Origin of the sequence: Limosilactobacillus gorillae (genome assembly GCF_001293735.1) — a bacterium.
Classification (GTDB): domain Bacteria; phylum Bacillota; class Bacilli; order Lactobacillales; family Lactobacillaceae; genus Limosilactobacillus; species Limosilactobacillus gorillae.
Map to the genome: position 1 here is coordinate 1 of NZ_BCAH01000019.1, position 23,651 is coordinate 23,651.

The window sequence follows — 23,651 nt, forward strand, 5'->3', positions numbered from 1 at the left end:
TCCGCAGATACCGGTACATGTCTTTCTGGAAGACCTTTTGATTGGCATTAAAATGTCCATCAAAATACCATTGGCTGACAATATTGCACAGACGTTGGTATTCCTTAGTCACCGCCTTAAATAGCGCTATTTGTTCCTGCGTTGGATATAGTCGAATCTTAGCAGTCAGCGTTTGTTGCATTGTATCCACCTCCTTTCCTTTAATCATGTCTATATTATATCATACTGATTAAAATAGTTAAACTAAAAAGAACGTCAACGGGCGTTCGTGAAGAGCCTTATATCCTATGACTAAAGTCACGAGTATTACGGCTTAGGCATATAAAGAGTTTTGACGCAAGAATCCTAAAATATTGCATTCTAGCTGTAAAATAGCAATGTAAGTAAGAATTAGGCCTTGTTAGCCAGTACTTAGCTAATGAGGCTATTCCTAAGTGCCTTTTCGGCACTTTTTTTGTGATTATATTCATTCGACTTACCAAAAGCTAATGGTTTAGTTGTGATAATACTAGACACCTGTTGCTTTCTCTTTTTAACCCGTAATGGCCAACAATTCACCATTGAAGTTCGCACCGCTTTTATTAGCTGCGTTATAGCAAACTTCGTTAACTTATACTGATTTTCTTGACTAAAGTCATTTTATTTCAAATAAATTAATTAAATGTAACAAATTCTTTACATAACTATTGCATTTTTTGCGAAATAGGTAATAATAAGTGTAGACAATGTTTTTGGGGGTGAAAAGATGCTACCGTTCTTTATCATTGTGTTAATTCTTTCTTTATCTGTAGCTGGCCAAATTTACTTTGGTAATCCATCTCGTAATCACCCGGCTGGAAAACACTTCCAGCGAAAGGCATAGTCTTTGCTCTCACTCAAAAAGGGGAACCGTTCGCTCACGGTTCCCCTTTTTATGTGGACTAGTCTAGCCATTTAATCTTTTCTACGGACTCACTTGATGAGTTCTTCATGTGCTGCCATAACCTGATCAGCAGTCACGCCTAGGTCCACTAGACCAAGCTTCAATAGCAGGTGCCAAGCGTGACGGAAGTCTTCCTGACGGTGGGTAAAGTAACTTCCTAACAATAAGTTTTTAATTGCCAAATATTCCTTGTTGAGGTCCGCCGCCTTAGTTGACTTTTTTAAGGCTAACAAATGGGCGAATTCTTGGTCACTTAAAACTACTAGATGGGTCCACTGCTTACGGGCTGCAAACAAAAGCCCCCAGTGAAGAACACAGTTGAATTGGCTTGCAAGTACGGTAGTCGCAGGCGGGTTAGCCTTCTCATAAACACGGCTCCAGCCAGCCTGGTTAGCTAATTTCGCTAATTCAATATCTAGTGTCACCACCGTATTAGCTAATCGAGCATCCGGACCTAGCAATATATCGTTGGCCTCAAACAGATGATTATCGACGGCAATTCCATCTTGTAACAGGCGAGTAATATTAAGCATCTTCTTTAGGCTCCTCCTCTGCTTTCGGTTGTTTTACCAGTTGGGGAGCCAAGTGAGTTGCCTGAATCGCCAAGTCTTCACGGTTTTCTAAATACCAATCCCGCACAATTGGATAGTGCAACAAAACCCCTAAAAATGATGACCGCTCTTTCTCATCTAGAACCCGGAAGCTCCATTGCTGACTATAATCATCTAAATCATAACTAAGCTGAAGCTTGATCCCCCGGTCCATGTTCAGCTGAGCCCCGTTATTTTGCGGTAGGCTCATCAAGTAGTAGTCGGTCTCCGTCGTACTAATGAATAACTTATCAATCACCGCTACATCAAGGTCTGGCTTCTGTAGGTGAAAGAGCGTGTCGTTACTGGTGGACAAGATCCCCAGATCAATCGTAAAGTCTAACTTGGCTTTGAGTAAGTTTGCAAAGGCAATTAGTGGGGCCAAGGATTCTTCAAGGTCAAGGTCGTTATAATTGTTGACCTGCTTAACAATAAAGAAGTTTACCAAGGCTTGGTTTGAAAAGTTTAACAAGCGATTTTCTAAGTCAATGTAAAAGAGCGGTTCATGGTGACGCTGGTCGGCAAAGAAGGCTCCTGCATGATCATTAGCCGGCTCGAATTTAAAGACTAGCCCCTCCTCTAAGGGAGTAATGTTAGCCTGCAAAGCATGGTCATGCTGGCTAATTGTCATTCCGTTGACGGCGTTTAACTCCAGCATCCGGCTCATAAATAAGAGATAGTAATCCGCTGGTTGATAGTGCTGGGGAAACTTAACAAAGGCATTGACTAAGTTTAAGTTAACCAGCTCCTTAGTCGAAGACAGGAGGTCCAACAGCTCATTTGTTTCAACCAGCTCATTTAAGAGGTCAACGTAGCGTTTCCCCATCAACAGGCCGTCCTTTAATGAAGCTGAAAGAGCACGGACCTTATCAGTCGCTGTGGAAACAATTTGGCTATTACTCATTCTTGTCCCCCCGCTTTCCATCGCTTAGACCATGACCACTCAAAGCTGCTAAGTAATTAGCATACAGGCTTCGGTTTGCTAACTCAAAGTCTTCAAACGAACCAAAGACATCGTTAATTGATTTTTGTTCGTAAGAGAGGATCGTATTTTCCTTCGAAAGCTCCAAGACCGTCCGTTCGTTTTGCTTAATCTGTTCGTTAGCAGTCCGAGCCTCTTGATCAAGAGTTTCTAATTCAGAAATTTCTTCAACAATCGACTCCCGGCTTTCCCTGTTACGGCTCGATTCAAAGATCCCACTCCGGGCTGTAATATCCTTTAACTCCTCTTGGAGTTCCGCGCGACGTTGTTCCCGCGTTGTTTCACCGTCAATCAGTGACTGAAGCCGTTCGTTCTCCTTTGATAATTCACCAATTCGCTCACTGTTGTAACGTTTACCAGCTTGGGAGAGCTTAAAGGCCTCGGCCAACTTATCATATTCTTCTTGGTTGAAAATAAAGCGAATGTTTAAAACATCCAGCTCACCGAATTGCCGGCGGTCCCACCAATTACCAAAGTAAACCCGGTAGTGGCCTGTTTGATACTCTTCGTAGTAAAAGAATGGATAGGCCTTACCCAGATACTTGATCAGGTTACCGCTCAGATAGTTGCTCAACTGATCAGCCAAGTTATCAACTAGGTTCATTACCCGCTGATCGTTTGGCTGTTGCTCGCGATGCTCAATTTCCGCTGCGTATCGCTGGTTATCTAATAATTGGTACACCTGGCAGTCATCGTGATCTGCAATGGCGGTTTGTAACTGTTGCAAGTAGTCGATCTTTGTCGCAATCTGGTCGTTAATCATTTCTCCAATGCTAACGGCGCCGTGCTGTTGTTCTTCATTCGCCATATGATTTTCTCCTTATCATGGGTTATAGCTTTATCTTAGCTAATTTTTGCTCTTTTTTAAAGTCAGTTCACCATTAATTCCTGTTGCCTTCATGTTAACGAACGGATTAGCCCGGTACATCCCAATATTTGACACTTCTTTATCCAATATTGAAACTGTTATCATAACGGCTTGCTTCTTTTTCAAGTTGAACTATAATAGTTATGTTCGGTACTTTACAAATGTGAAATATCGGGCAACTGATTCGAAAAGAGGCGAATAATCAATGGCACTTAGCAAGCAAGAACGTAAAGAAATGGCCCGTAAGGCGATGGAAAAGCGTGGGAGCGAGAAGCCAGCTGGATCTGGCTTTGCACGGATTGACGCTGACGCGAAGAAGTTAGAAGACGAACAATAGTAATAAAAAAAGCTCCTGAAATCAGGAGCTTTTTTTGTGTGTCCCGCCAACCGGGGCCTTTTTAAGTTAATTTTAACTACACGATACGGTTTAATATTCACTCATGTATTTTTCTTGTTCCCACTTCGAAACGGATTGACGGTAGGAATCATATTCCATATTCTTAGCCTCTTTGAAGGAACGATAAAGGTGTTCACCTAGGGCTGCCTTTATAACATCGTCTTGAGCCAGGTTCTTCAGGGCGTTGTGGAGGGTATCAGGTAAGGCATGGATCCCCCTTGCTTGACGTTCTTCTTCAGTCATGGTGTAGATGTTTTCATCGACACTATCAGCCGGCTTCAAGCCACGCTTCAACCCATCAAGACCAGCAGCTAAAATAGCGGCGATGGCCAGGTATGGGTTAGCGGACGGGTCAACGGAACGCAATTCAAGGCGCGTTCCCATTCCCCGGTCACTTGGGATCCGAATCATTGGGGAACGGTTTGAAGCAGACCATGCAACGTAAACTGGAGCCTCATAACCCGGTACCAGACGCTTGTAAGAGTTAACAATCGGGTTGCATACAGCGGTAACGCTACGAGCGTGATCCATCACCCCAGCCAGGAATTGGTAAGCAGTTTGGGAAAGTTGCACCTCGTCTTTGTCATCGTAAAAGGAATTAACAACCTTACCATCAACGTTCTTGAACAATGACATGTTCATGTGCATTCCGTTCCCGTTGATACCGGACAACGGCTTAGGCATAAAGGTCGCGTGGAAGCCGTACTGCTTAGCAATTGTTTTAACAACCAACTTGAAGATTTGAATGTTGTCGGCTGCTTCTAAGGCGTCAGAGTACTGGAAGTCAACTTCGTGTTGACCGGGAGCAACTTCGTGGTGAGCTGCTTCAACGTTGAAGCCCATTTTTTCAAGGGCCAAAACGATATCACGCCGACAGTCTTCACCCTTATCGGCTGGTTCTAAATCAAAGTAATTTTCTTGGTCGTTAACCTTAGTAGTTGGGTCCCCTTTTTCATCAGTTTCAAAGAGGAAAAATTCTGGTTCTGGCCCAATATTGAAAGCAGAAAAGCCAGCGTCTTCCATTTCCTTAAGGACCCGCTTTAAGTTATTACGAGGATCACCAGTAAACGGCGTTCCATCAATTAAATGAACGGAGCAGATTACTTGGGCCACCTTACCATGTTCAGCTCCCCACGGGAAGACCATCCACGTTGACATGTCTGGATAAAGGTACATGTCACTTTCTTCGATGCGAACGAACCCATCGATAGAGGAGCCATCAAACATCACCTTGTTCGCTAATAACTTATCCAGTTGGCTAATTGGTAGGTCAACGCTCTTCATCGTTCCAAATAAGTCGGAGAAGTTTACCCGCAAAAAGCGAACATTCTCTTCCTTTACCAGGGTATGCACTTCATCATTCGTGTAAACGTGTTTTGCCATTGTCTGCTATTCCTTCCTCTGTGTCATCAAGCAACATCGCCATTCCATGATTAATTGGTCTAGGTCACCAAATAATTTTACCCATCAATCATTAATCGGCTTTTTGAAATTGATGGATCAATGATAACAACCTCCCCCACTAAAATCAATCCATTCGGTAATGGTTTGAAAAGAGAATAATTTAATAAGCGCTTTCACTTTATTTTTTTAACCAATCACTAATCAGGGCTTCAATTTCTTCAGTTGTGTTTTGTCCGTTTACCAGGTCAAACCAGTGAACCGTCATCTGATTACGGAACCAGGTTAACTGCCGCTTGGCGTAGTGCCTAGAATCGAGCTTAATTTTTTCCACTGCCGCTTCTTGGGTAATCTTCCCTTCAAAATAAGGGAACAACTCCCGGTAACCAATCCCCTTTCCGGATTGAAAGGCAGTCCCTCCCTGCTGGTACAGCCAGCGAGCCTCATCTAACAGCCCCTCCTTAACCATTTGATCAACCCGCTGGTTAATTCGCTGGTATAAGACTGGGCGCTGCGTAGTTAATCCAATAATTAAAAACTCATTTTTTGCCGGAGCTTGAGGTTGTGCGGAGAATAGCTCCCCAGTTTTTTCAATTACCTCCAGTGCCCGAATTACCCGACGCAGGTTTGCAACTGGGATCTTTTCAGCAGCCCGTGGGTCTCTAACTGCCAGCTGGTCCCAAACGTATTGCTTTCCCTGTTGATCAGCTACTTGATGCCAATGACTGCGAATCTGCGCTGATTCAGCATCGAATTGGTCACGGCCCAGGGCGAGGTTTTCAACTAACGCTTGAAGGTAAAAACCGGTCCCCCCTACAATTAACGGTAACTTCCCCCGTTGTTCAATTTGGCTAATCTTTTGGTCGGCCTCTTCCTTGAAATCAGCAACCGAGAAACGTTCGTTGACATCACGTACGTCGATTAGGTGGTGGGCCACCCCCGCCCGCTCCTGAACGGTAGCCTTGGCTGTTCCAATGTCTAAGCCCCGGTAAACCTGCATTGAGTCACCAGAGATTACCTCACCACCTAGATCCTTAGCTACCGAAATCGAAAGGGCCGTTTTCCCCACTGCGGTTGGCCCGACAATTGCTACTACCTTTGCCATGCTACTTCCTTTCTCATGTTCAACAAATCTAGTTTTAACTGGTAAACTTACCTTAAATCTTGCATAATAGGGGTACTTAAGAATTTAAGGAGGGTCTTTTTTATGAAAAACTTTACACGAGGCTTCTTCGTTGGGAGTTTGGCTACCCTTGGTGCCATTGTAAGTGGGGCGCTTGCCTTCCATAAGACTGTTATTAAGCCCATTGAAGAAGAAGAAACCAAGTTCGACGAAAACCGTCGTTCGGCAACCCGTAAGAATCGCTCAGCTCATCAATTGTAGCCATAAAAAGGGGACGTTGCAATGCAACGTCCCCTTTTTATAATTAATCGATGTACTTAGCCTTTTTGGTCTTTCCTTCCCAGCGGACATAGCCATCCTTTAAGATGTATAGCTTCTTAAAACCATGCTTATTTAAGTAGACTGCTGCCTGGGTGGCAACCGTCATGCCTTCATCGTAAAGGTAAATTGGTAGATCTGCCCGCAAGTCGACACCCTGTTGTCGTAACAAGGCATATGGAACACTTCGGGCGCCAAGAATGTGGCCGCGGTCGAACTGATCTTTTGAACGTAGGTCAATTACTTGCGCCTTCCGTAGCCCCTTTTGAAATTCCTCTTGGGTTAGGACAGTTGCGTAATGGCGACGCCGCCATACGCCAAGGCCCCAGACGGTAACCCAGATAATCAACAGGACCAAGATAATAATGTTTAACATCATCAGACCAGAACTAACTGCTAAAACCACGTTTATTTCCCCTAACTAAATTTAATTTTTAAGCAAAGCGACGAGCCAATGAAGCGGCCCCAATTACTCCAGCATCGTTACCCAACTCAGCTAACTTGAGTTGCGTTGACGTCCGAACAGTTGGGAAGGCAAATTGTTGGAAGTTCTTTTCAACCCGCTTGAGCAAGAAATCTCCGGCGGCAGACACCCCACCACCAATAACTAAGAATTCTGGATTCAAGGCGTCAGCAAGGTTAGCACAAGCAAGCCCAAGGTAAAGCGCCACTTGGTTAACCACTTCATTTGCCAAGAAGTCATTTTCCTTAGCCAGGTCAAAGACGATCTTTGAAGTAATTTCATCGCCGTTATCAATCATGGCCTTCAAGCGGGAATTACCTTCGTATTCCTCGGCTTTGTCTTGAGCAATGTGAACAACCCCAGTTGCGGAAGCATATTGTTCCAAGCAACCGTGGTTTCCACAGGTACAAAGGTAACCATTAGGTTGAACAATCATGTGACCAACTTCACCACCGGCTCCAAGACCATGGATCAGTTCACCATTAGCGATTAAGCCACCGCCAACCCCAGTTCCTAGGGTGATAAAGGCTACGTCATCACCATCGTTTCCGGCACCCTTCCAGCGTTCACCAAGGGCTGCTACATTAGCATCGTTATCCAGCGCAAACTTCAGACCGGTTCCCTCTTCAATTTGCTGCTTAACCTGTTGGGTCGTCTTCCAATTCAGGTTGTAGGCTCCAACAACGGAACCTTCTTCCAGGTTGATCGTCCCCGGCGTCCCCATTCCAATTCCGATGAATTGATCCTTTCCCATCTTGTAAAGGTCAATGTGGTGGTTAATGGAGTTAATAATATCTGGAACAATGTGGGAACCCTCATCCAAAATATTGGTCCGTAATGACCACTTCTGTTGAATTTCTCCTTCAGACGTTAAAATGGCGAACTTAATCGTCGTCCCGCCTAAGTCCACACCAATTAGCTTCTTGTTCGTCATAATGAATATAATACCTCTTTTACTTTAAGTATTTACCTTCCGGGTCCTTTTCTTCTAACCGGTGCTCTTTTCTCAAGACTAACTTTGCCTTCGTGTAAAGATCACGTTCTAAAACACCCGCTTGGTATAAGTTATCGAGTTCAATCGCCATCAATTCAATATCCCAAAGGCGTTTACCGACGTAAACAAAGACATTAAACTGCTTCAAGAGCTGTTGAACATCGTACAGGGTCCGGAGCTGTTCTACCCGTTTCATTCCTGGAAAAACACCACCTTACCCAACAATAATAATCCTAACACTAACACTGCGCCACTAAGAATGCGTTTTCGTAAGTTGATTGGTCCCAACTGTGGGCACCCAACAAGCGCCATCACCAAAAATCCCCCCGCTAATCCACCGAGGTGCCCATAAATATCAATTCCAGGCGTCATCAGATCAAAAGCGAGGTTAATTCCCACTAATATTAGATACTGGCGAGCCATCACGCGTAAGGGAGCGTACTGACGAAACTCGCTTCCGAGGAAAACAAAGGCGCCAAAGAGGCCAAAAATCCCGGTCGATGCTCCAGCCGAAATGGTCTCCGGCTGAATAGCGGCGCTCGCCAAATTACCCATCACAACACTTACCAGGTAAATTATCGCCATCCGAAAATGGCCCGTCAACCCCTCCACGGTCCGGCCTAGGTAATACAAGACCAACACGTTTAACAAAAGATGAGTGATGCCAATGTGTAAAAAGGCAGCGGTGAACACACGCCACCATTCACCAGCTCTTAATAGAGGCGCAAAATTGGCTCCTAAATTCAGCAGGGTTTGCGAATTAGTTGCTCCCCCACTTAGGATCTCGACTAGGTACATGAGCACACAAAGCCCCACCAGTAGGCAGGTTACGGGTACTTGTCTAACGGCCTCTTTCACAGTTATTCCTCACTTACGGTAACAACTTTGTTGACCCTGACGTCAAAGGGATCTTCTTCCCACTCATCGTCAGCGGCAACTTGGGTAGTTAGTGCTAGGGCCACTGTGGCCCCTTGATAATTAGCCAGGTAACGGTCGTAATAACCGCCCCCAAAGCCTAGGCGTTTCCCAGCCGTGGTGAAGGCCACCCCAGGAATTACCATTAAATCAATCTTTTCGGCAGGGATGACGGTCCCGCCAACCGGTTCTAACACCCCGAAGTACGTTTCTTCAAAGGTGGTATCTTCGTCGATGGCCACAAACTCCATTTGCCGATGGGGTAATGTCCGTGGCACCACAACCGTTTGACCTTTATGCCGGGCATGAAGAATCAGTGGAACGGTGTCAACTTCAAAGGATTGACTGAGCGTGAGCGCCACCGTTTTTGCACTGACCCATTCCGGTTGGTCGTATAACCTACTTACCAGCCGCCTTTCTTCTTTGATGCGCGTATTCAGGTCCAATTGCTGGAGCCGAGCAATGTACGCCTTACGCATCTCATTTTTTGTATACGTCATCTCAAATCTCTCCTTTGTCAAACGTTTACAAAGATCTATTATCACAGTTTCCCCCATGGGACGCAAGCGATTTTCCCGATTTTGACTAATCACCACAATAAAAAAACGCGACCGATAAATATCGATCGCGTCTAAAACGAAGTCCTACTTCGTTTCACGGTGTAATACCACCTTGTGTTCCCGTGGGCAGTACTTGTTTAATTCAAGACGGTCGGGATTGTTACGACGGTTCTTGCTGGTTAAGTAAGTCCGTTCGTGGCATGAGGTGCATTCTAAAGTAATGTTTACACGCATCGTGTTGTGCCTCCAAACTTTATAAATTTATTAAACGGTGTTGTGCTTAGCTGACACAACCCTAACTCGTACAACTATATCATTAATTCGGACATTTGACCAGTCCTTTTTGTTAAGGAATTTTCCTTGACAGACCAGCACCCTTACTTCGTACTACTTGTACTTTGAACATCCTTCCAGTAGGCCGCAAAGATTTCCTTAGCCATCGTAATGTTCGCTCCACCATCAGAGTTAGTTACCCCAGGAATTGCCAGGGCCACAACTACTTGCGGATTATCTGACGGTGAGTAACCTGCAAAGGATAGCGTTGTCGTTGACGTGGTTCCGTAGTAGGTTTCGGCCGTCCCGGTCTTCCCAGAAATTGACGGTGACTCACTCTTCAAGGAGGACGCCGTTACATATGGGCTCGTCCCGTGAGTAACCAAGTAAAACCCTTCTTTAACCACGTCAAAAGCAGCCTTACTTGCTGGAATTACCTGTTGAACCTGCGGCTGAGTTGTATATTTAACGGCCCCAAGACTCCCGTTGGCCTTAGTACCCCGAATTTGGGAAACAACGTACGGTTTCATTCGGTAACCACCGTTTGCAATCGTTGACATATACTGAGCTAGCTGAAGAACCGTGTATTCATCGTAGTTCCCGAAGGATTCATCCAGTGCTGACCCGATATGGGACTGCGTCGAAGGACCTTCGTAACCAGCGGACTCACCAGGAATGTCAATCCCTGTCTTTTGTCCCAGGCCAAACATGTTGAAGTAGTAACGCAGTTTTTTGAAGATTGACGGCTTCAGGGTGATTTGGGCACCAGAGTAGTACTTCATTCCTCCCTCTTTCATTGCCAGCTGCATCATGTAGGAGTTAGATGAAACCTCCAGGGCCGTTGAAGCGGTCAAGGCAGTGTTAGCCGAGCCAGTTTTGTTAAACCACGAAGACTTGGTAGCTGTTCCGGCAACCTTGATTGGCATATCAGTCAGAGTGTTGTTGGTTGGTGTAATGACCCCATCCATCATCGCTCCTAGGATCATTGCCCCCTTGACAACGGATCCTAGTGTAATTGGGTGGTTGATTGCCCCCACTTCATCAACGGTCTGCTTTCCAGTCTTTGGATCCCGGTCAATCCCAGCCATGGCGTAAATGGCTCCGGTGTTTGGATTCATAACAACGGCGTATACCCCGGTTGAGTAGGCATTCCCGGCCGAGGAATAGTTCTTGGCCAAAATTGATTGAACCTGCTTTTGGAACTTGGCGTTAATCGTCAAAACCAGGTTATCCCCTTTCGATCCAGCGTACTTCAGAACCGACTTAGCAACCGTTGATCCATTTGAGGTTACTTCAGTTTGGGATTTAGAGCCAGCTAACGTTGACTGGTATTCCTTTTCAAGGTAGGACTGGCCGACCGAGTCATTACGTGAATAACCTTGCGAAAGCAGAATATTAAGCTCATCGGCAGGTAAACCCGACGTCGTTACCGTCCCGGTCATCGTTTGGAAATTCTTCCCCTGCGGATAGTTTCGCGTCCAGGCCGTTCCAATCTTAACCCCTTGCATCGAGCTTAGGTGTTCACCAACTTCGGCTAATTCTTTTGCGGTCACACCGGTCTCCTTAATGTAAGTGGTGGACAGCGAGTAGGCGCCGGTCATCGTGGCGTAGATCATGGCCCGGTTCTTCTCAGCCTTGGTTAGCTTAAATAGACTAGGGTGAGCATTCAAGTATTTGAGTACCTTGTTGTACTGGGAGGTTGAAATAGTCTTAGCGGTTACGCTACTACCCAACCCTGCCTTCTTGATCATCCGAGTTAAGTTATCCTGGTTAGCCAAGAAGTAATCCTGTTCATTACGGGTCGTTAGTTTATCTGTTGAAACCGTCAGGTACTTGCCTAGTTGGTTAGCAATTTTGTACATTTCAGCCTCGGTAACGTTAGATCCCTTAGTATAAGTGATTGCTTGGTGGGCCTGGTTACCAACGATCACCTTCCCGGTTGAATCATAGATCATCCCCCGTTGGACATTATTGGTCTGAACGGTTGTATCAGATTCCTTAACATCTGCTTTAAAGGCTGCCCCATTTAGTATTTGAAGGTAAAATAACCGAACTGCAAGCATTAAGAGGAGCAGCCCCACAATCCACAGCAATAGGTTCAACCGAAAAGGAATTGCTGATTGGGCACTCCGATCCTTATTGCGCATCCGTAGGTTGATCCCCTTAAAGCGTTTAAAAAAATTCACTACAAAACTCTCCTTAGCCAAAATTAATACTTATTTTAGCAACCCCGGCAAAACCTTTACCGGTCTAACTACTAGATGATACTCTTTTTAGCTTTGATTAGCACCATTTTGACCATGATTTAAGCAAATTTTATGACCGATTTTTTCACCTCCGCGGTATATAATTGGTGGCAGTAGCATAAGTTACGGAAAGGATCTAATCGTTTTGCAAATTCAACGTTATAATCGTCGGCTTTGGCTGGCGATTAGTTTTATTCTCCCAGTTCTTTTAATGGGGGGCTACTTTGCCTACCGGGGAATGGCCCCCTTTGGATCATCAAGTATCTTAACTGTTGACCTCGGTCAACAATACATTGACTTCTTTTCCTATCTTCGATCATCGATCCTCCACCACCCCACCAGCTTCTTTTACTCCTTTTCAAAGGGGCTGGGAGGTGAAATGTGGGGTACTAACGCCTACTACCTTTTGAGTCCCTTAAACCTAATCCTACTTGCCTTCCCGGGTAAATTTTTATCATCAGGAGTCCTTATTTTAGTCCTAGTTAAATACGGGCTTGCCGGTCTTTCGATGGCCTGGTTGTTGGATAAGACCTCCGAGCAGCACGGTCCACGTCTGCTGGCCTTTTCGACTTCTTACGCCTTGATGGGATGGATGATTGCTAATCAGCTAAATGTCTTATGGCTTGATGTCTTATGGCTCTTGCCGCTAGTCATTTACGGCCTGATAATCCTTTTAAACGGGCAGAGCTGGCGTTTTTACCTCGTCAGCTTAGCAATCACCATGATCGATAACTATTACATGGCGTGGATGGTTGCCCTTTTCTCAATTCTCTTTACTGGCTGGTATTTGACAACCAAGACCAGTCCGTGGCGGGAAAAGGTGGTCGCCTTTTCACACTATATTTTAGCCTCCCTTGGTGCCGCAACCACTGCCGCCGTTATCTTATTGCCAACCATTTTTGCCCTGACAAAGAGCAAGGGGACCTACACTTCAACTTCAATATCTTGGAAGTGGGAATACAATCCCCTCAAAATCCTGGCTAAATTTGTTCCCGGCGCTTTTAACTTTGACCAGATGCCAAGCGGTCAACCTAACATTTACGTAGGGATGTTAATGGTAGCTGGCTTTTTAGCCTACCTCCTCACTAAGAGGGATCGCCCCTTGGCCCGAATTAGTGCCCTATTAATTAGTGCCTTCTTGGTAATTTCCTTTGTTTGGCCCCCGCTAGATCTTCTGTGGCACCTGGGGCAAGAGCCCGTCTGGTACCCGTCGCGGTTCTCATTTGTCTTTTCCTTTTGGCTCATTTGGTTAGCTGCCCGGGCCCTTTCACCTGATGCTCACTTTTCTTGGCCTCTGGTCGGGAGCATTGCTGCTATCTTTATTGTTGGGGCGCTACCACTTTTTTGCCACTGGGTCGGTAGGGTTAATTACATTACGGAAAATCAGCTGTGGATCGGCGCAGGGTTTGCCGCTATTGCCGTGGTTATTTTAGCCCTCCGGCGCAGCAACGCTCCTGAATTAACCGATACTTTAATCATCCTACTAGCAGTCTGTGATGTCTCAACCAGCGCCTTCACCGCTTTAAATAACCTTTCTTACGTATCGCAAGCTGAATTCGGCAATTACACCACCGTCTTAGACTCCTCAGTCAAGACAATTAAGAACAGGGATAGTGGACTATACCGGATTGCCAAGGACTTCATGCGTACCAAAGATGATCCATTCCAGGCCGATTACAATGCTGCCGACCACTTTGGTTCCACGATGGAACCCAGCGTCTCTAACTTTGTAGGCTCAATTGGTCAACCAGCTGGTGATGGCTTTATCACTTACACGAACGGAACCGAGTTGACTGACGCATTATTAGGCTTTAAATACTCTATGAGTGCAAATAACAATGGTAAAAGTGGCGGTACCCAGGTATTGCCGTTGACCAGCCGGCGCTTTGATTGGGACCGCCAGCGGACCATCTCTTCTTCCAAGTTGGTAACACTTAAGGAAAACCCGACTGCCTTACCACTGGCCTTTGGGGCAAGTAACGCCATCCTAGGCCTGCAAAGAGGTACTTTGGATCCCCTAAATTACCAGTCACAAATTTTCCAGGCCTTGGCCGGCAAATCAACCAAGGAATCTCTGTTTAACGTCCAAAACTTTGACCACGTCACCTTCATCAATCTTCACGAAACCACCCAAATCACCGGGGCAATCCTCAGTAAGGTTAATGCAACAGCACCAGCTGCCATTCAGCTCTCCTTCACCCCAACAACTAATGATCCCTACTACCTCACGTTGGGTAGTAACATCCTAAATAGCTTAACCATCACTCAAAATGGTAAGGCCCTCAACCAATACAATACCTATCGTGATACCGTGGTGGTTTCGGTCGCTGACCACGCCAAGGGTAAAAAGGTAACCCTTACAATGACGTTAAAGAAGAATTCAGCCTGGCTTCAAAACGTAAGTCTCTACCGGTTAAACCAGGCGGCCTTTATGTCCGACTACCAAAAGCTTAAGCAAAGTCCGCTAAAAATTACCCATCACTCCTCCACCAGAATCAGTGGAACAGTGAACCTGAAGAAGGGTGCCACCACGTTAATGACGACCATTCCGGCCGCTAGCGGCTGGCACGCCCTGGTTGACGGACACCCGGCAAGGCTTGTAAAGGCCTTAAACACTTTCTGGGCGCTCAAGCTAAACCCGGGGCATCACAAGATAACCCTCTACTTCATCCCACCATACCTTCCCTTAGGACTTTTAATCAGCCTCCTCTCTATTGGGGGACTATTTATCCTTCCGTGGTGGCGCCGCCATCGTTAATAAAAAAATCACCGCCTCAACCGAGACGGTGATTTTTTTAGTTGGTTACTTAACGGACAGGATTTTGACCGTCATACTCCCACTTGGAATTTCGATTTCAACAGTTTCGCCAACCCGGTGACCCAAGAGCCCCTTAGCCATTGGTGATTCATTAGAGATTTTACCAGACATTGGGTCAGATTCGGATTCACCGACGATCGTGTAGGTTTCCGGTTCTTCATCTGGTAGTTCTTGGAAGGTGATTTCACGTCCCATTGAAACTTCATCAGCATCAACGTCTTCGTTATCAATAATAACTGCGTATTGTAGCATTGTTTCAATTTGGCTAATCCGCCCTTCAACAAAGGCTTGTTCGTCCTTGGCGGATTCGTACTCAGAGTTTTCAGAAAGGTCCCCGTAGCTCCGGGCAATCTTAATCCGGTTAATTACCTCCGGACGCCGAACGAGCCGTAAGTCTTCCAATTCTTGTTCTAACTTTACCTTCCCTTCAGCAGTCATCGGGAAGCTTTTTTCTTCAGCCATGCTATGCACCCCTCTTATTAAAATATCACTAGCAAACTTTACCACAGTGCCCCGTTGCTTTCAACTGGAACTATTTTAAATTCATGTGGCCCCGCTTAACCAAGATATCCCGCACCTTAGTTGATAAGAGGTCAATAGCAACCCGGTTTTCACCCCCCTCAGGAACAATCAGGTCGGCATAACGCTTGGTTGGTTCCACAAATTGGTGATACATCGGCTTAACCGTTGCTAAGTACTGGTTGATTACAGAGTCCAGTGAGCGGCCACGTTCCTGGATATCACGTTGAATCCGGCGGATAATCCGGATATCGTCGTCTGTATCAACGTAGACCTTAATATCCATCAGGTTACGAAGCCGCTCGTCATCTAAAATCAAAATCCCCTCTAGGATAATCACGTCCTGAGGCGTTACCCGAACGGTCTCTTCTGAACGGGTATATTGCTCATAATTGTACACCGGCATATCGATGGCCTGGTTATGACGTAACTGGTCAAGCTGTTCGTATAAGAGATCGCTGTCAAAAGCAAGCGGGTGGTCGTAGTTGACCGCCTTACGCTCTTCCATCGTCATATCTGCCTGGTCGTTGTAATACGTGTCCTGGGTGATGATTTGAATTGATTGACCGTTTAAGTTGTCATAGATCGCCTTGGAGACGGTTGTCTTTCCACTCCCGGACCCCCCGGTTACCCCAATAATAATCGGTCGTTTGTTTTCATTCATAAATACGTTCCTCGTTTCTTATATCCGCCAAAGTATATCAGTAGCCCCTTCTTTGAGCAAGAATGATTCCACGAAAAGGGAGTGTGACAAAATCACACTCCCAAAATTGATGTCTAACCCTAATGTGGTAATTAATTTTGGTTAACGAATCTCCGCCCCGACTTCTTGCTTTAAGTGTTCCACAACCTTTTCAAAGGCAGCGTTGACTTGATCTTCGGTCAGGGTTCCTTGGCCGTCTTGATAGGTCAAGGTGTAGGCCATTGACTTCTTGTTTGCCGGCAAGAAGTTACCTTTATACAGGTCAAAGAGGCGAACGGCCTTTAAGTAGGACCCACCAATTTCCTTAATCACTGCGACAATTTGGGCGTTGGTAACGTCTTGATCAACCGAGATCGCTACATCCCGTGTGATTGCCGGGTACTTGGAAATTAAATCATAGTGCTTATCACGCTTGTCGGCGCTCAGCAGCGGCTCCAGGTTCAACTCAAAGACATAGGTCACCGGAACCCGATACTGCTTAGCGACAGTCGGGTGCACTTGACCAATGTAACCAACCACTTGACCATCTAACAAGACATCTGCACACCGGCCGGGGTGCAGATCGGCCCGGTTATGGTTAGCCTGATAGCTGATCTCACCTTCCACTGCCATATTGTGCAGGTAACGTTCCACGATTCCCTTGACAGTGAAGAAGTCCGCCTGGTTATCATCATCCTCTTGGTTCCAGGATGCCGCCGTTAGTGAGCCAGTTACAGCCCCAGCAACGTGTTCTTCTTCAGTTGGCCGTTCTTGACCATCCTCCGGCAAGAAAACCCGTCCCTGTTCGTAAAGGGCCACGTTCCCGACCTGACGGGCCACATTGTAGGCGATGTCAATCAAGAGTCCCGCAACAATATTCATCCGGGTAGCCACATGATCACTGCTCATCGGGTAGTCAAGCATCATTGGCTCGCCATCTTGATTGTTAACTTGGAACTGGGCCGCCTGCTCCTTAGTTAGCAACGAGTAGGAGATTGCCTGGTTCAAGCCAACCCCTTGCATGACATGGCGGGAAGCCTTTAAGAAGCGCTGACGTTCATTCAACCCTCCAAGGGTCCGTGTCCCGGCTGGTAGGGTTGACGGGATATTATCGTAGCCATAGATGCGGGCAATTTCTTCATACAAGTCTGCCTTAATGGAGATATCCCAGCGCCGAGCCGGGGCGTAGACAGTCAACTGGTCGTCGTGTTCTTTTTGAACGTCAAACTTCAGGCGATCAAAGATCTCTACCAGGTCTTCTTGACTAAGGGTGAGCCCCAGAACTGCGTTAACCTTACTGGTCGATAGTTCAATTGGCGTACTGTTAGCCGGTGCTTCGGTAGCAGTAACAATTCCCTTCGTCACTTCCCCACCAGCCAATTCACTTAGCCAGTAAGCCGCTTCATTTAGGGCTACTTCTACCGTTTCCGGATTGATTCCCCGTTCAAAACGCATAGAGGACTCGGAATGAAGATCCAGGCGCCGGGCCTGCTTGCGAACCATTACGGGATCGAAAATTGCCGCTTCTAATGCCACGTTGACGGTTTGATCCGTCACCTTGGTCTCTTCGCCTCCCATTGTCCCAGCTAACGCCGCCGGACGTTCACCGTCGCAAACTAGGATATCTTGGGTCTTTAATTGCTGTTCTTCCCCATCTAACGTGGTGAACTTTTCACCTTCCTTAGCATGACGTACTTTGATTTCGTGGTTGGCTAGCTTATCGTAGTCAAAGGAGTGTAACGGCTGGCCATACTTAATCAGAATGTAGTTTGTCACGTCAACTACATTATTAATTGGCCGAATACCAGCGTTCCACAGGCGGATTTGAAGCCAGAGGGGGCTATCTTGGATCTGAACGTTCTTAATCACCCGCATCTTGTAGGTTGGGGCTACGTCTTGGTCTTCCACCGTAGCACTGATCAAGTCAGCCGTTTTTTCACTGCTGTTTTCTACCACCGCATGGCTGGTAAAACTGTTTTTCAGATCGTAGATAGCCGCTAGGTCGTTGACGTTTCCGTAGATTGACAGCATATCGCCCCGGTTTGGCGTCACGTCAGTATCAATGATCGTGTCATCCATCCCCAGGTATGAAAAGACCGGCGCCCCAACCTTTGCGTCATCCGGCAGGTACCAAAGGCCTTCTTCGTAAGCCTTTGGTGCTACCTTATCGGTGAAGCCGATTTCCTGTAAGGCACACAGCATACCGTTGGATTCTTCACCCCGTAGCTTACTCTTCCTAATCTTTGTGCCATCAGCCAGCTTGGCTCCCTTAAGAGCGGTGATGACCTTTTTCCCGGCTTTAAGATTCGGTGCCCCGCAGACAATCTGGACCGTCGTATCGTCGGCAATTTTAACCTGAGCAATATGCAAATGGTCAGCTTGAGGATGATCCCGAACCGATTCAACCAGACCAACAACCACCTTTTTAAGGCCATTTTGCGGCGAATAAACGTCGTTAATATCCACGGAGGAGCGAGCAATCTTTTCCGCCAGTTCCGTTGGATTAATCCCGTTTTCTTCAAGCGGTAAATAGTGGTTTAACCACTGGTATGATACTTTCATTCAACTTTATCCTTTCTGGTCAAACTGCGTCAGGAAACGGACGTCATTTTGGTAAAAGTCACGAATATCTTCGACCCCATACTTGAGCATGGCAAATCGATCCGGTCCAAGCCCAAAGGCAAACCCACCGTAGACTTCTGGGTCAACCCCAGACATTTCCAAGACGTTTGGGTGAACCATTCCGGCTCCTAGTACTTCGATCCAACCGGTCCCCTTGCAAATTGAACAACCGGCCCCTAGGCAGTTAAAGCAGGTGATATCTGCTTCAACGGATGGTTCCGTGAATGGGAAGTAACTCGGACGTAGACGAACCTTAAGCTGGTCACCGAACAGGTTCTGGGCAACAGTTTCCAGGGTCCCCTTCAGGTCGGCCATGGTAACATGCTCACCCACTACAATCCCTTCCACCTGGTGGAACTGGTGGCTGTGGGTTGCGTCATCGGTATCGCGCCGGTAAACCTTCCCCGGGGAGATCATCTTTAACGGACCCTTGGAAAAGTCATGCTTTTCAAGCATCCGAGCCTGCATTGGAGAAGTCTGAGTTCGCATCAAAATGGATGGGGTTACGTAAAAGGTGTCTTGCATATCACGAGCCGGGTGATCCTTAGGCAGGTTCAACTTTTCAAAGTTGTAAACCTCTTGTTCCACTTCGTCACCAACGGCTACCTCGTACCCCATCCCAATGAAGAGGTCTTCCAATTGATCAATGATTTGCTGCAAAACGTGTGGCTGCCCCTGGGCAACCGGGGTCCCCGGCAAAGTCACATCAACTGTTTCGGCCACCAACTTAGCATCCAAAACTGCCTTCTCAAGTTGCTGGCGCTTTTCTTCTACGGCTACCTTCAATTCATCACGAATTTCGTTGGCAAACTTCCCTACCTTTGGCCGTTCCTCGGCAGAAAGGTCCTTCATCCCCCGCAAAATAGTGGTCAGTGGCCCCTTTTTCCCTAAGAACTTCACTCGAACGTCGTTGACGTGGTCGAGATCCTCACTCTTCTTGATTTCATCAAGTCCTTGCTGGCGTAATTCTTCCAGTCGCTCCTTTAAGCTCATAAAAGCCTCCTTGTAATCGGTGGTAAAAATAAAAAGCCCCGTCCAATAAGGGACGAGGCTTCGCGGTACCACCCTAGTTCTTGACAATTGCCAAACACTTTTTGATTGGTAACGATAATCAACCGGGTACAAGTACCAACTCCGGAAGTGAATTCACCGGTGTATGATGGCATGGGTTCCAGTTTTTACCCCTGCCTCCCTGTGACCACACTCACACGGCTACTAATTTCCATCACTGTCTTTAATTAACAGTTAATATTTTAACCATTGCCGTGCTACTGGTCAAGGGGGTTAGCACCACTTGTTGCTCCAGTCATGAACGGCAACCATTAAAGGAGCTAAATCACGCCCCTGTTCGGTTAGGGAGTAGTCGACCCGACTTTCGCCTGGGTAGGTATTTCGGTTAACAATTCCCTCTTGTTCTAATTCCTTAAGTCGCTCGCACAAAACCCGATCACTACACCGGTCGATACTGGCGGCCAAGTCTTTAAAACGTTGACTTCCCTCATGTAATAAAACTTCAATAATTAGTCCGTTCCACTTCTTCCCCAGAATGGAAAAGGTGTGTTCAAAGCGGGGACACAAACAAAAAGTGTCACTCTGCTTCAGCGTTGCTTGGTTCATAAAAATCCCCCTCAGTTGACTTAAATACTTCGCGTTGCCTTCAACTGTTCGCGTCGTGCGCGTAATCGTGCCCGAACTGGGCCAAAGAATTCATGCTCCGCTTCGTAATCATCGACTAAGGATACAATCAAACTTTCCCAGTAACGAGGAACAGCAACCGTTGCCCCAAACATATGTTTTAAGATGATATCTTTTTCCTTTGCGGAAAGGGACGTTAATTTTTCAGCATTACGCAAGGCCACCCGGGGGTGAATGAAAGCGTGCGTCCCCAGGTCAAACTTTGTCGTACGCCAATCGTAGTAAAACAAGTCGTGTAACAACCCTGCCCGTGCCGTCGCCCGGTAATCAAGGTGGAACCGCTTGGCCAGTCGGTAACTATCATAAGAAACCGCGATTGAATGTTGCAAACGGTTGGAGTGGTGGTGCTGCGTGTAATTAGCCAATTTTTGGACCGCCGGTTGTTCCAGTAGGTCGCTGATAAGTGCAACGTATTCTCCGTCCTGGCGCCATTCGTTCTTTGATTTCATTAATTACATTACTCCTTTACTTACTTTGATCATTTACTTTATTGTACACGATTTCACTTCAAATGGGGAATTAATTGCTCTTGGTTTTTGTAAGACAAAATAGACTTTACTGGTTCTTAATTACTTAAATTCTTAGCTAGCTCAAACATCAAGATTCCAGCCGAAACAGCAACGTTTAACGACTCGGCCTGCCCCCGCATTGGGATGTAGAGGTTCGCCATCGTCTGGGAGAGTAAATCCGAACTCATTCCCCGACCCTCGTTACCCATTACCAGGACAAAGCCCGTCTTCGGTTGCACGGTCCGAAAATCCTTAGCTTCTGGGTTTAGCTGGGTCCCGTAAACCGGCAAACCAGCTTGTTTGGCGTCTTCAAACCACTTGGCCAAATCCCCCTCGTAAAGGTCTAAGTGGAACTGACTTCCTTGCATCGAACGAATCACCTTGGGGGAGAAGAAATCAGCACTGCCATCGCCAGCCACCACCCCGCTAAAGCCAGCGGCATCAGCAGTCCGTACCATTGTTCCAACGTTGCCGGGATCTTGAACCCGATCTAAGAACAGCCAGGCCCCCTTCATTGTGCTTGGAATCCGGTGAAGATCTGGCAGGTCCGCCACCGCCATGATCCCCTGGGGCGTAACCGTTTCAGTGACTGCTGCTAAAATCGCTGGTGTAACCGAATAGACCTGTTCAAAGCGTGCTACAATGTCAGGGTGGGCCTCCAATTCTTCTTTGGTTCCGATTAGCTCGTGAACCCCCCGGCCCGCCATAAGGGCTTCGTTAACCAGGTGCCACCCCTCCAGAAGGTAGTGGCCCGTTTTCTTACGTCCCTTGTGAGTTTGGAGTTTTTTCCACTCCTTAACCCGTGTGTTTTTAACCGATGTTAATTCTTCTACCAAATTCTTTCACCTCAAAGTCTGTTTCCATCCATCTTACCACGAACGTTTCAGAAAGGACGATTCCTTCATGATTAACTATCATCTTCTCGTTTCCGGTCGGGTCCAGGGCGTTGGCTTCCGTTGGGCAACCTACCAGCTCGCCCTCGAATTAGGAATTTACGGCTGGGTACAAAACCTCGCCAATGGCCAGGTTGAAATTGTTGCCCAAGGCGAACACGAAGCGGTGCGCTCCTTTTTAAAGAAAATTCAAGCCGGTCCCAATCGCTTTGCAAGGGTCGATACAATTAAGGTTAAGCAAACAAACCTTGAAGATTTCCACGATTTCACCATTAAAGAAGGGTTCTAGTGGTATTAGATCTCCGTTTAGGGTAAGATTATGCATGTATTGATTTTTGAAAGGGAACTTTAACAAATGAAGAAAAAACGCTTTTTCGTCACCGGGGGGCTGGTAATTGCCCTTACCATCTTGAGTGGCTGTGTTCGTACCACCAAGAGCGGTAAACCATACGGAATGGTTTACGACTATTTAGCCAAGCCAATGCAACACCTGATGGAATGGTTTGCCGGAATTTTCGGTAACTCCTACGGTTGGGCAATCGTTGCCCTCGTCATTATCGTGCGCCTGATTCTCTTACCATTGATGATGAGCCAAATGAAAAAATCGACCATGATGCAGGAACGCATGTCGATGCTTCAACCACAAATGCGGGCCCTCCAGGAACGACAAAAACAGGCCAAAACGCCGGAAGAACAGGCCGCTGCTAGTCAGGCCATGATGTCCTTTTACAGGGACAACAACGTTTCCATTACCGGCGGGATCGGCTGCTTACCCCTCCTGATTCAACTACCAATCTTTTCGGCCCTTTACTTCGCAATCCGCTACTCCCCAGACTTGGCAAATGCAGTCTTCTTTGGTATCCATCTTGGGCAACGAAGTACCGTTCTTGCCCTGTTAGCCTTTGCCGCCTATCTGGTACAAGGCTGGCTTTCAATGCTTGGCGTACCGGAGGAGCAAAAGAAGCAGATGCGCATGGCCCTCTTGATGAGTCCGGTCATGATCCTCTTCATCTCCTGGCAGGCCTCTGCTGGATTGGGACTGTACTTCTTCATCGGAGGACTCTTTGCCATCCTGCAGACCATATTAGTTAACGCCTACCGACCGCGAATTCGTAAGCAAATTCACGAGGAAATGAAAAATAAACCGGTCAAACCAATTGTTGATGTTCCAGCCAGCTCCAGCCCGGCTTCAAGCAACCCGGCCAAGCCAAAGAACCGAAACCGTAATGCCGGTAAGCAACATCACCAAAAGTAAAATCATAGCCATCCTAGTGTTTGCATATGCACATTAGGAGGCTTTTTTATTAACCATTTTGAACAAAATAAAGGAGTATCCCTATGATTTATCCAATTACCCACGACCAAACATTACTGCAAAAGCCCGCTAGAAAGGCAACAATCGCTGACACTCAGCTTGCTGCCAACTTAGTGGACACCCTAAGCGCCCATCAGGATCACTGTATCGGCATTGCCGCTAACATGATTGGTTTCCCTGTTGCCATTATTGCCGTCAGTCTTGGCCCCATTAACCTGGCAATGCTCAATCCACGCCTAATTAAAAAGGTGCGCCCCTACCAAACCGAAGAGGGCTGCTTATCTTTGACTGGAATTCGGCCGACCACTCGTTATAAAGAAATTCAAGTTACCTACCTAGATACTTCGGGTCAGCCAAACCAACTTACTCTGACCGGGCTGGCAGCCCAAGCTGTTCAACATGAACTAGACCACTTAAAGGGAATTCTGATCTAACCTAGACGTAAGGTCATTCTCCCCCCTCCCCGCTCCTCTCTGTTAGAACTGTCAACAAAGATATCAATCGGCTAACCCGGTATTGTAAATAACAAAATGGGAGGGCCCCCTC

General features: G+C 46.7%; 25 protein-coding genes, 1 pseudogene and 1 other annotated feature. Of the genes and pseudogenes, 6 read left to right on the top strand and 20 right to left on the bottom strand.

Features of this window, described 5'->3' with window-relative positions:
- The 4 genes and pseudogenes from AOQ57_RS03455 to AOQ57_RS03470 all read right to left on the bottom strand — a co-directional run.
- A pseudogene (locus tag AOQ57_RS03455) lies at positions 1-181 on the bottom strand (RNA-guided endonuclease TnpB family protein); the annotation flags it as partial.
- Positions 182-951: 770 nt separating this feature from the next.
- Entirely contained in the window at positions 952-1,455 is a 504-nt protein-coding gene (locus AOQ57_RS03460; protein ID WP_093625241.1) for a dUTPase, read from the bottom strand.
- Positions 1,448-2,416, bottom strand: coding sequence for a hypothetical protein (locus tag AOQ57_RS03465; protein ID WP_093625243.1), 969 nt, complete (start codon positions 2,414-2,416; stop codon positions 1,448-1,450). Before AOQ57_RS03465 ends, AOQ57_RS03460 begins: the two co-directional genes overlap by 8 nt.
- Complete coding sequence (locus tag AOQ57_RS03470; RefSeq protein WP_093625245.1) at positions 2,409-3,302, bottom strand: exonuclease SbcC; 894 nt, start codon at positions 3,300-3,302, stop codon at positions 2,409-2,411. Before AOQ57_RS03470 ends, AOQ57_RS03465 begins: the two co-directional genes overlap by 8 nt.
- A 265-nt stretch (positions 3,303-3,567) precedes the next feature.
- Between AOQ57_RS03470 and AOQ57_RS08385 the strand changes: the two genes are divergently transcribed.
- Positions 3,568-3,699, top strand: coding sequence for a hypothetical protein (locus AOQ57_RS08385; RefSeq protein ID WP_268871485.1), 132 nt, complete (start codon positions 3,568-3,570; stop codon positions 3,697-3,699).
- Between the two features lie 90 nt (positions 3,700-3,789).
- Here AOQ57_RS08385 and glnA read toward each other — a convergent pair whose 3' ends face one another.
- Together glnA and miaA are read right to left on the bottom strand one after the other, a co-directional pair.
- A complete protein-coding gene (gene glnA, locus AOQ57_RS03475; protein WP_093625247.1) occupies positions 3,790-5,142 on the bottom strand; it encodes a type I glutamate--ammonia ligase in 1,353 nt (450 codons plus the stop codon).
- A gap of 199 nt (positions 5,143-5,341) precedes the next feature.
- Entirely contained in the window at positions 5,342-6,265 is a 924-nt protein-coding gene (gene miaA, locus AOQ57_RS03480; protein WP_093625249.1) for a tRNA (adenosine(37)-N6)-dimethylallyltransferase MiaA, read from the bottom strand.
- A gap of 102 nt (positions 6,266-6,367) precedes the next feature.
- Here miaA and AOQ57_RS03485 point away from each other — a divergent pair, with 102 nt between their 5' ends.
- The gene (locus tag AOQ57_RS03485; RefSeq protein WP_093625251.1) at positions 6,368-6,544 is read left to right on the top strand and encodes a DUF3042 family protein; all 177 of its coding nucleotides are present in this window, start codon (positions 6,368-6,370) and stop codon (positions 6,542-6,544) included.
- Positions 6,545-6,587: 43 nt separating this feature from the next.
- On the opposite strand, the gene AOQ57_RS03490 is transcribed toward AOQ57_RS03485, so the two are convergent.
- The 7 genes from AOQ57_RS03490 to AOQ57_RS03520 all read right to left on the bottom strand — a co-directional run bounded on the left by AOQ57_RS03490 (position 6,588) and on the right by AOQ57_RS03520 (position 11,953).
- A complete protein-coding gene (locus AOQ57_RS03490; RefSeq protein ID WP_174498185.1) occupies positions 6,588-6,980 on the bottom strand; it encodes a rhodanese-like domain-containing protein in 393 nt (130 codons plus the stop codon).
- A 55-nt stretch (positions 6,981-7,035) separates the two neighbouring features.
- Positions 7,036-7,998: an ROK family glucokinase gene (locus AOQ57_RS03495; protein ID WP_093625255.1), complete on the bottom strand. Its 963-nt coding sequence runs from the start codon at positions 7,996-7,998 to the stop codon at positions 7,036-7,038.
- A 19-nt stretch (positions 7,999-8,017) separates the two neighbouring features.
- On the bottom strand, positions 8,018-8,254 hold the full coding sequence (locus AOQ57_RS03500; RefSeq protein ID WP_093625257.1) for a YqgQ family protein: 237 nt from the start codon (positions 8,252-8,254) through the stop codon (positions 8,018-8,020).
- Complete coding sequence (locus AOQ57_RS03505) at positions 8,251-8,916, bottom strand: rhomboid family intramembrane serine protease (protein WP_093625259.1); 666 nt, start codon at positions 8,914-8,916, stop codon at positions 8,251-8,253. Before AOQ57_RS03505 ends, AOQ57_RS03500 begins: the two co-directional genes overlap by 4 nt.
- A gap of 2 nt (positions 8,917-8,918) precedes the next feature.
- Positions 8,919-9,473 (bottom strand): 5-formyltetrahydrofolate cyclo-ligase, encoded by a 555-nt coding sequence (locus tag AOQ57_RS03510; protein WP_093625261.1) that lies wholly within the window; start codon positions 9,471-9,473, stop codon positions 8,919-8,921.
- Positions 9,474-9,617: 144 nt separating this feature from the next.
- Positions 9,618-9,767, bottom strand: a complete 150-nt coding sequence (gene rpmG / locus AOQ57_RS03515) for a 50S ribosomal protein L33 (RefSeq protein ID WP_003683763.1) — start codon at positions 9,765-9,767, stop codon at positions 9,618-9,620.
- A gap of 143 nt (positions 9,768-9,910) precedes the next feature.
- Positions 9,911-11,953, bottom strand: coding sequence for a peptidoglycan D,D-transpeptidase FtsI family protein (locus AOQ57_RS03520; protein WP_167336628.1), 2,043 nt, complete (start codon positions 11,951-11,953; stop codon positions 9,911-9,913).
- Positions 11,954-12,197: 244 nt separating this feature from the next.
- Here AOQ57_RS03520 and AOQ57_RS03525 point away from each other — a divergent pair, with 244 nt between their 5' ends.
- Positions 12,198-14,810, top strand: coding sequence for a YfhO family protein (locus tag AOQ57_RS03525; RefSeq protein ID WP_093625265.1), 2,613 nt, complete (start codon positions 12,198-12,200; stop codon positions 14,808-14,810).
- A 45-nt stretch (positions 14,811-14,855) separates the two neighbouring features.
- On the opposite strand, the gene greA is transcribed toward AOQ57_RS03525, so the two are convergent.
- The 7 genes from greA to AOQ57_RS03560 form a co-directional block, all read right to left on the bottom strand.
- Positions 14,856-15,332 carry a transcription elongation factor GreA gene (greA, locus tag AOQ57_RS03530; RefSeq protein WP_093625267.1) on the bottom strand — a complete coding sequence of 159 codons (477 nt, stop codon included), beginning with the start codon at positions 15,330-15,332 and terminating at the stop codon, positions 14,856-14,858.
- Between the two features lie 70 nt (positions 15,333-15,402).
- Positions 15,403-16,053: a uridine kinase gene (udk, locus tag AOQ57_RS03535; protein WP_093625269.1), complete on the bottom strand. Its 651-nt coding sequence runs from the start codon at positions 16,051-16,053 to the stop codon at positions 15,403-15,405.
- Between the two features lie 141 nt (positions 16,054-16,194).
- Complete coding sequence (gene pheT / locus AOQ57_RS03540) at positions 16,195-18,633, bottom strand: phenylalanine--tRNA ligase subunit beta (RefSeq protein WP_093625271.1); 2,439 nt, start codon at positions 18,631-18,633, stop codon at positions 16,195-16,197.
- Between the two features lie 6 nt (positions 18,634-18,639).
- Entirely contained in the window at positions 18,640-19,686 is a 1,047-nt protein-coding gene (gene pheS / locus AOQ57_RS03545; protein ID WP_093625273.1) for a phenylalanine--tRNA ligase subunit alpha, read from the bottom strand.
- A 45-nt stretch (positions 19,687-19,731) separates the two neighbouring features.
- Positions 19,732-19,931 (bottom strand) — a binding site (T-box leader).
- A gap of 46 nt (positions 19,932-19,977) precedes the next feature.
- Complete coding sequence (locus tag AOQ57_RS03550) at positions 19,978-20,310, bottom strand: winged helix-turn-helix transcriptional regulator (RefSeq protein WP_093625275.1); 333 nt, start codon at positions 20,308-20,310, stop codon at positions 19,978-19,980.
- Positions 20,311-20,330: 20 nt separating this feature from the next.
- Complete coding sequence (locus tag AOQ57_RS03555; protein ID WP_093625277.1) at positions 20,331-20,837, bottom strand: HD domain-containing protein; 507 nt, start codon at positions 20,835-20,837, stop codon at positions 20,331-20,333.
- Between the two features lie 116 nt (positions 20,838-20,953).
- Positions 20,954-21,733 (bottom strand): TrmH family RNA methyltransferase, encoded by a 780-nt coding sequence (locus tag AOQ57_RS03560; protein ID WP_093625279.1) that lies wholly within the window; start codon positions 21,731-21,733, stop codon positions 20,954-20,956.
- Between the two features lie 67 nt (positions 21,734-21,800).
- On the opposite strand from AOQ57_RS03560, the gene AOQ57_RS03565 reads away from it, so the two are divergent.
- The 3 genes from AOQ57_RS03565 (at position 21,801) to AOQ57_RS03575 (ending at position 23,539) form a co-directional block, all read left to right on the top strand.
- Complete coding sequence (locus tag AOQ57_RS03565; protein WP_093625281.1) at positions 21,801-22,079, top strand: acylphosphatase; 279 nt, start codon at positions 21,801-21,803, stop codon at positions 22,077-22,079.
- A gap of 66 nt (positions 22,080-22,145) precedes the next feature.
- Positions 22,146-23,045, top strand: coding sequence for a membrane protein insertase YidC (gene yidC / locus AOQ57_RS03570; protein WP_093625282.1), 900 nt, complete (start codon positions 22,146-22,148; stop codon positions 23,043-23,045).
- Positions 23,046-23,128: 83 nt separating this feature from the next.
- On the top strand, positions 23,129-23,539 hold the full coding sequence (locus AOQ57_RS03575; RefSeq protein WP_093625284.1) for a peptide deformylase: 411 nt from the start codon (positions 23,129-23,131) through the stop codon (positions 23,537-23,539).
- Positions 23,540-23,651 lie beyond the last annotated feature (112 nt).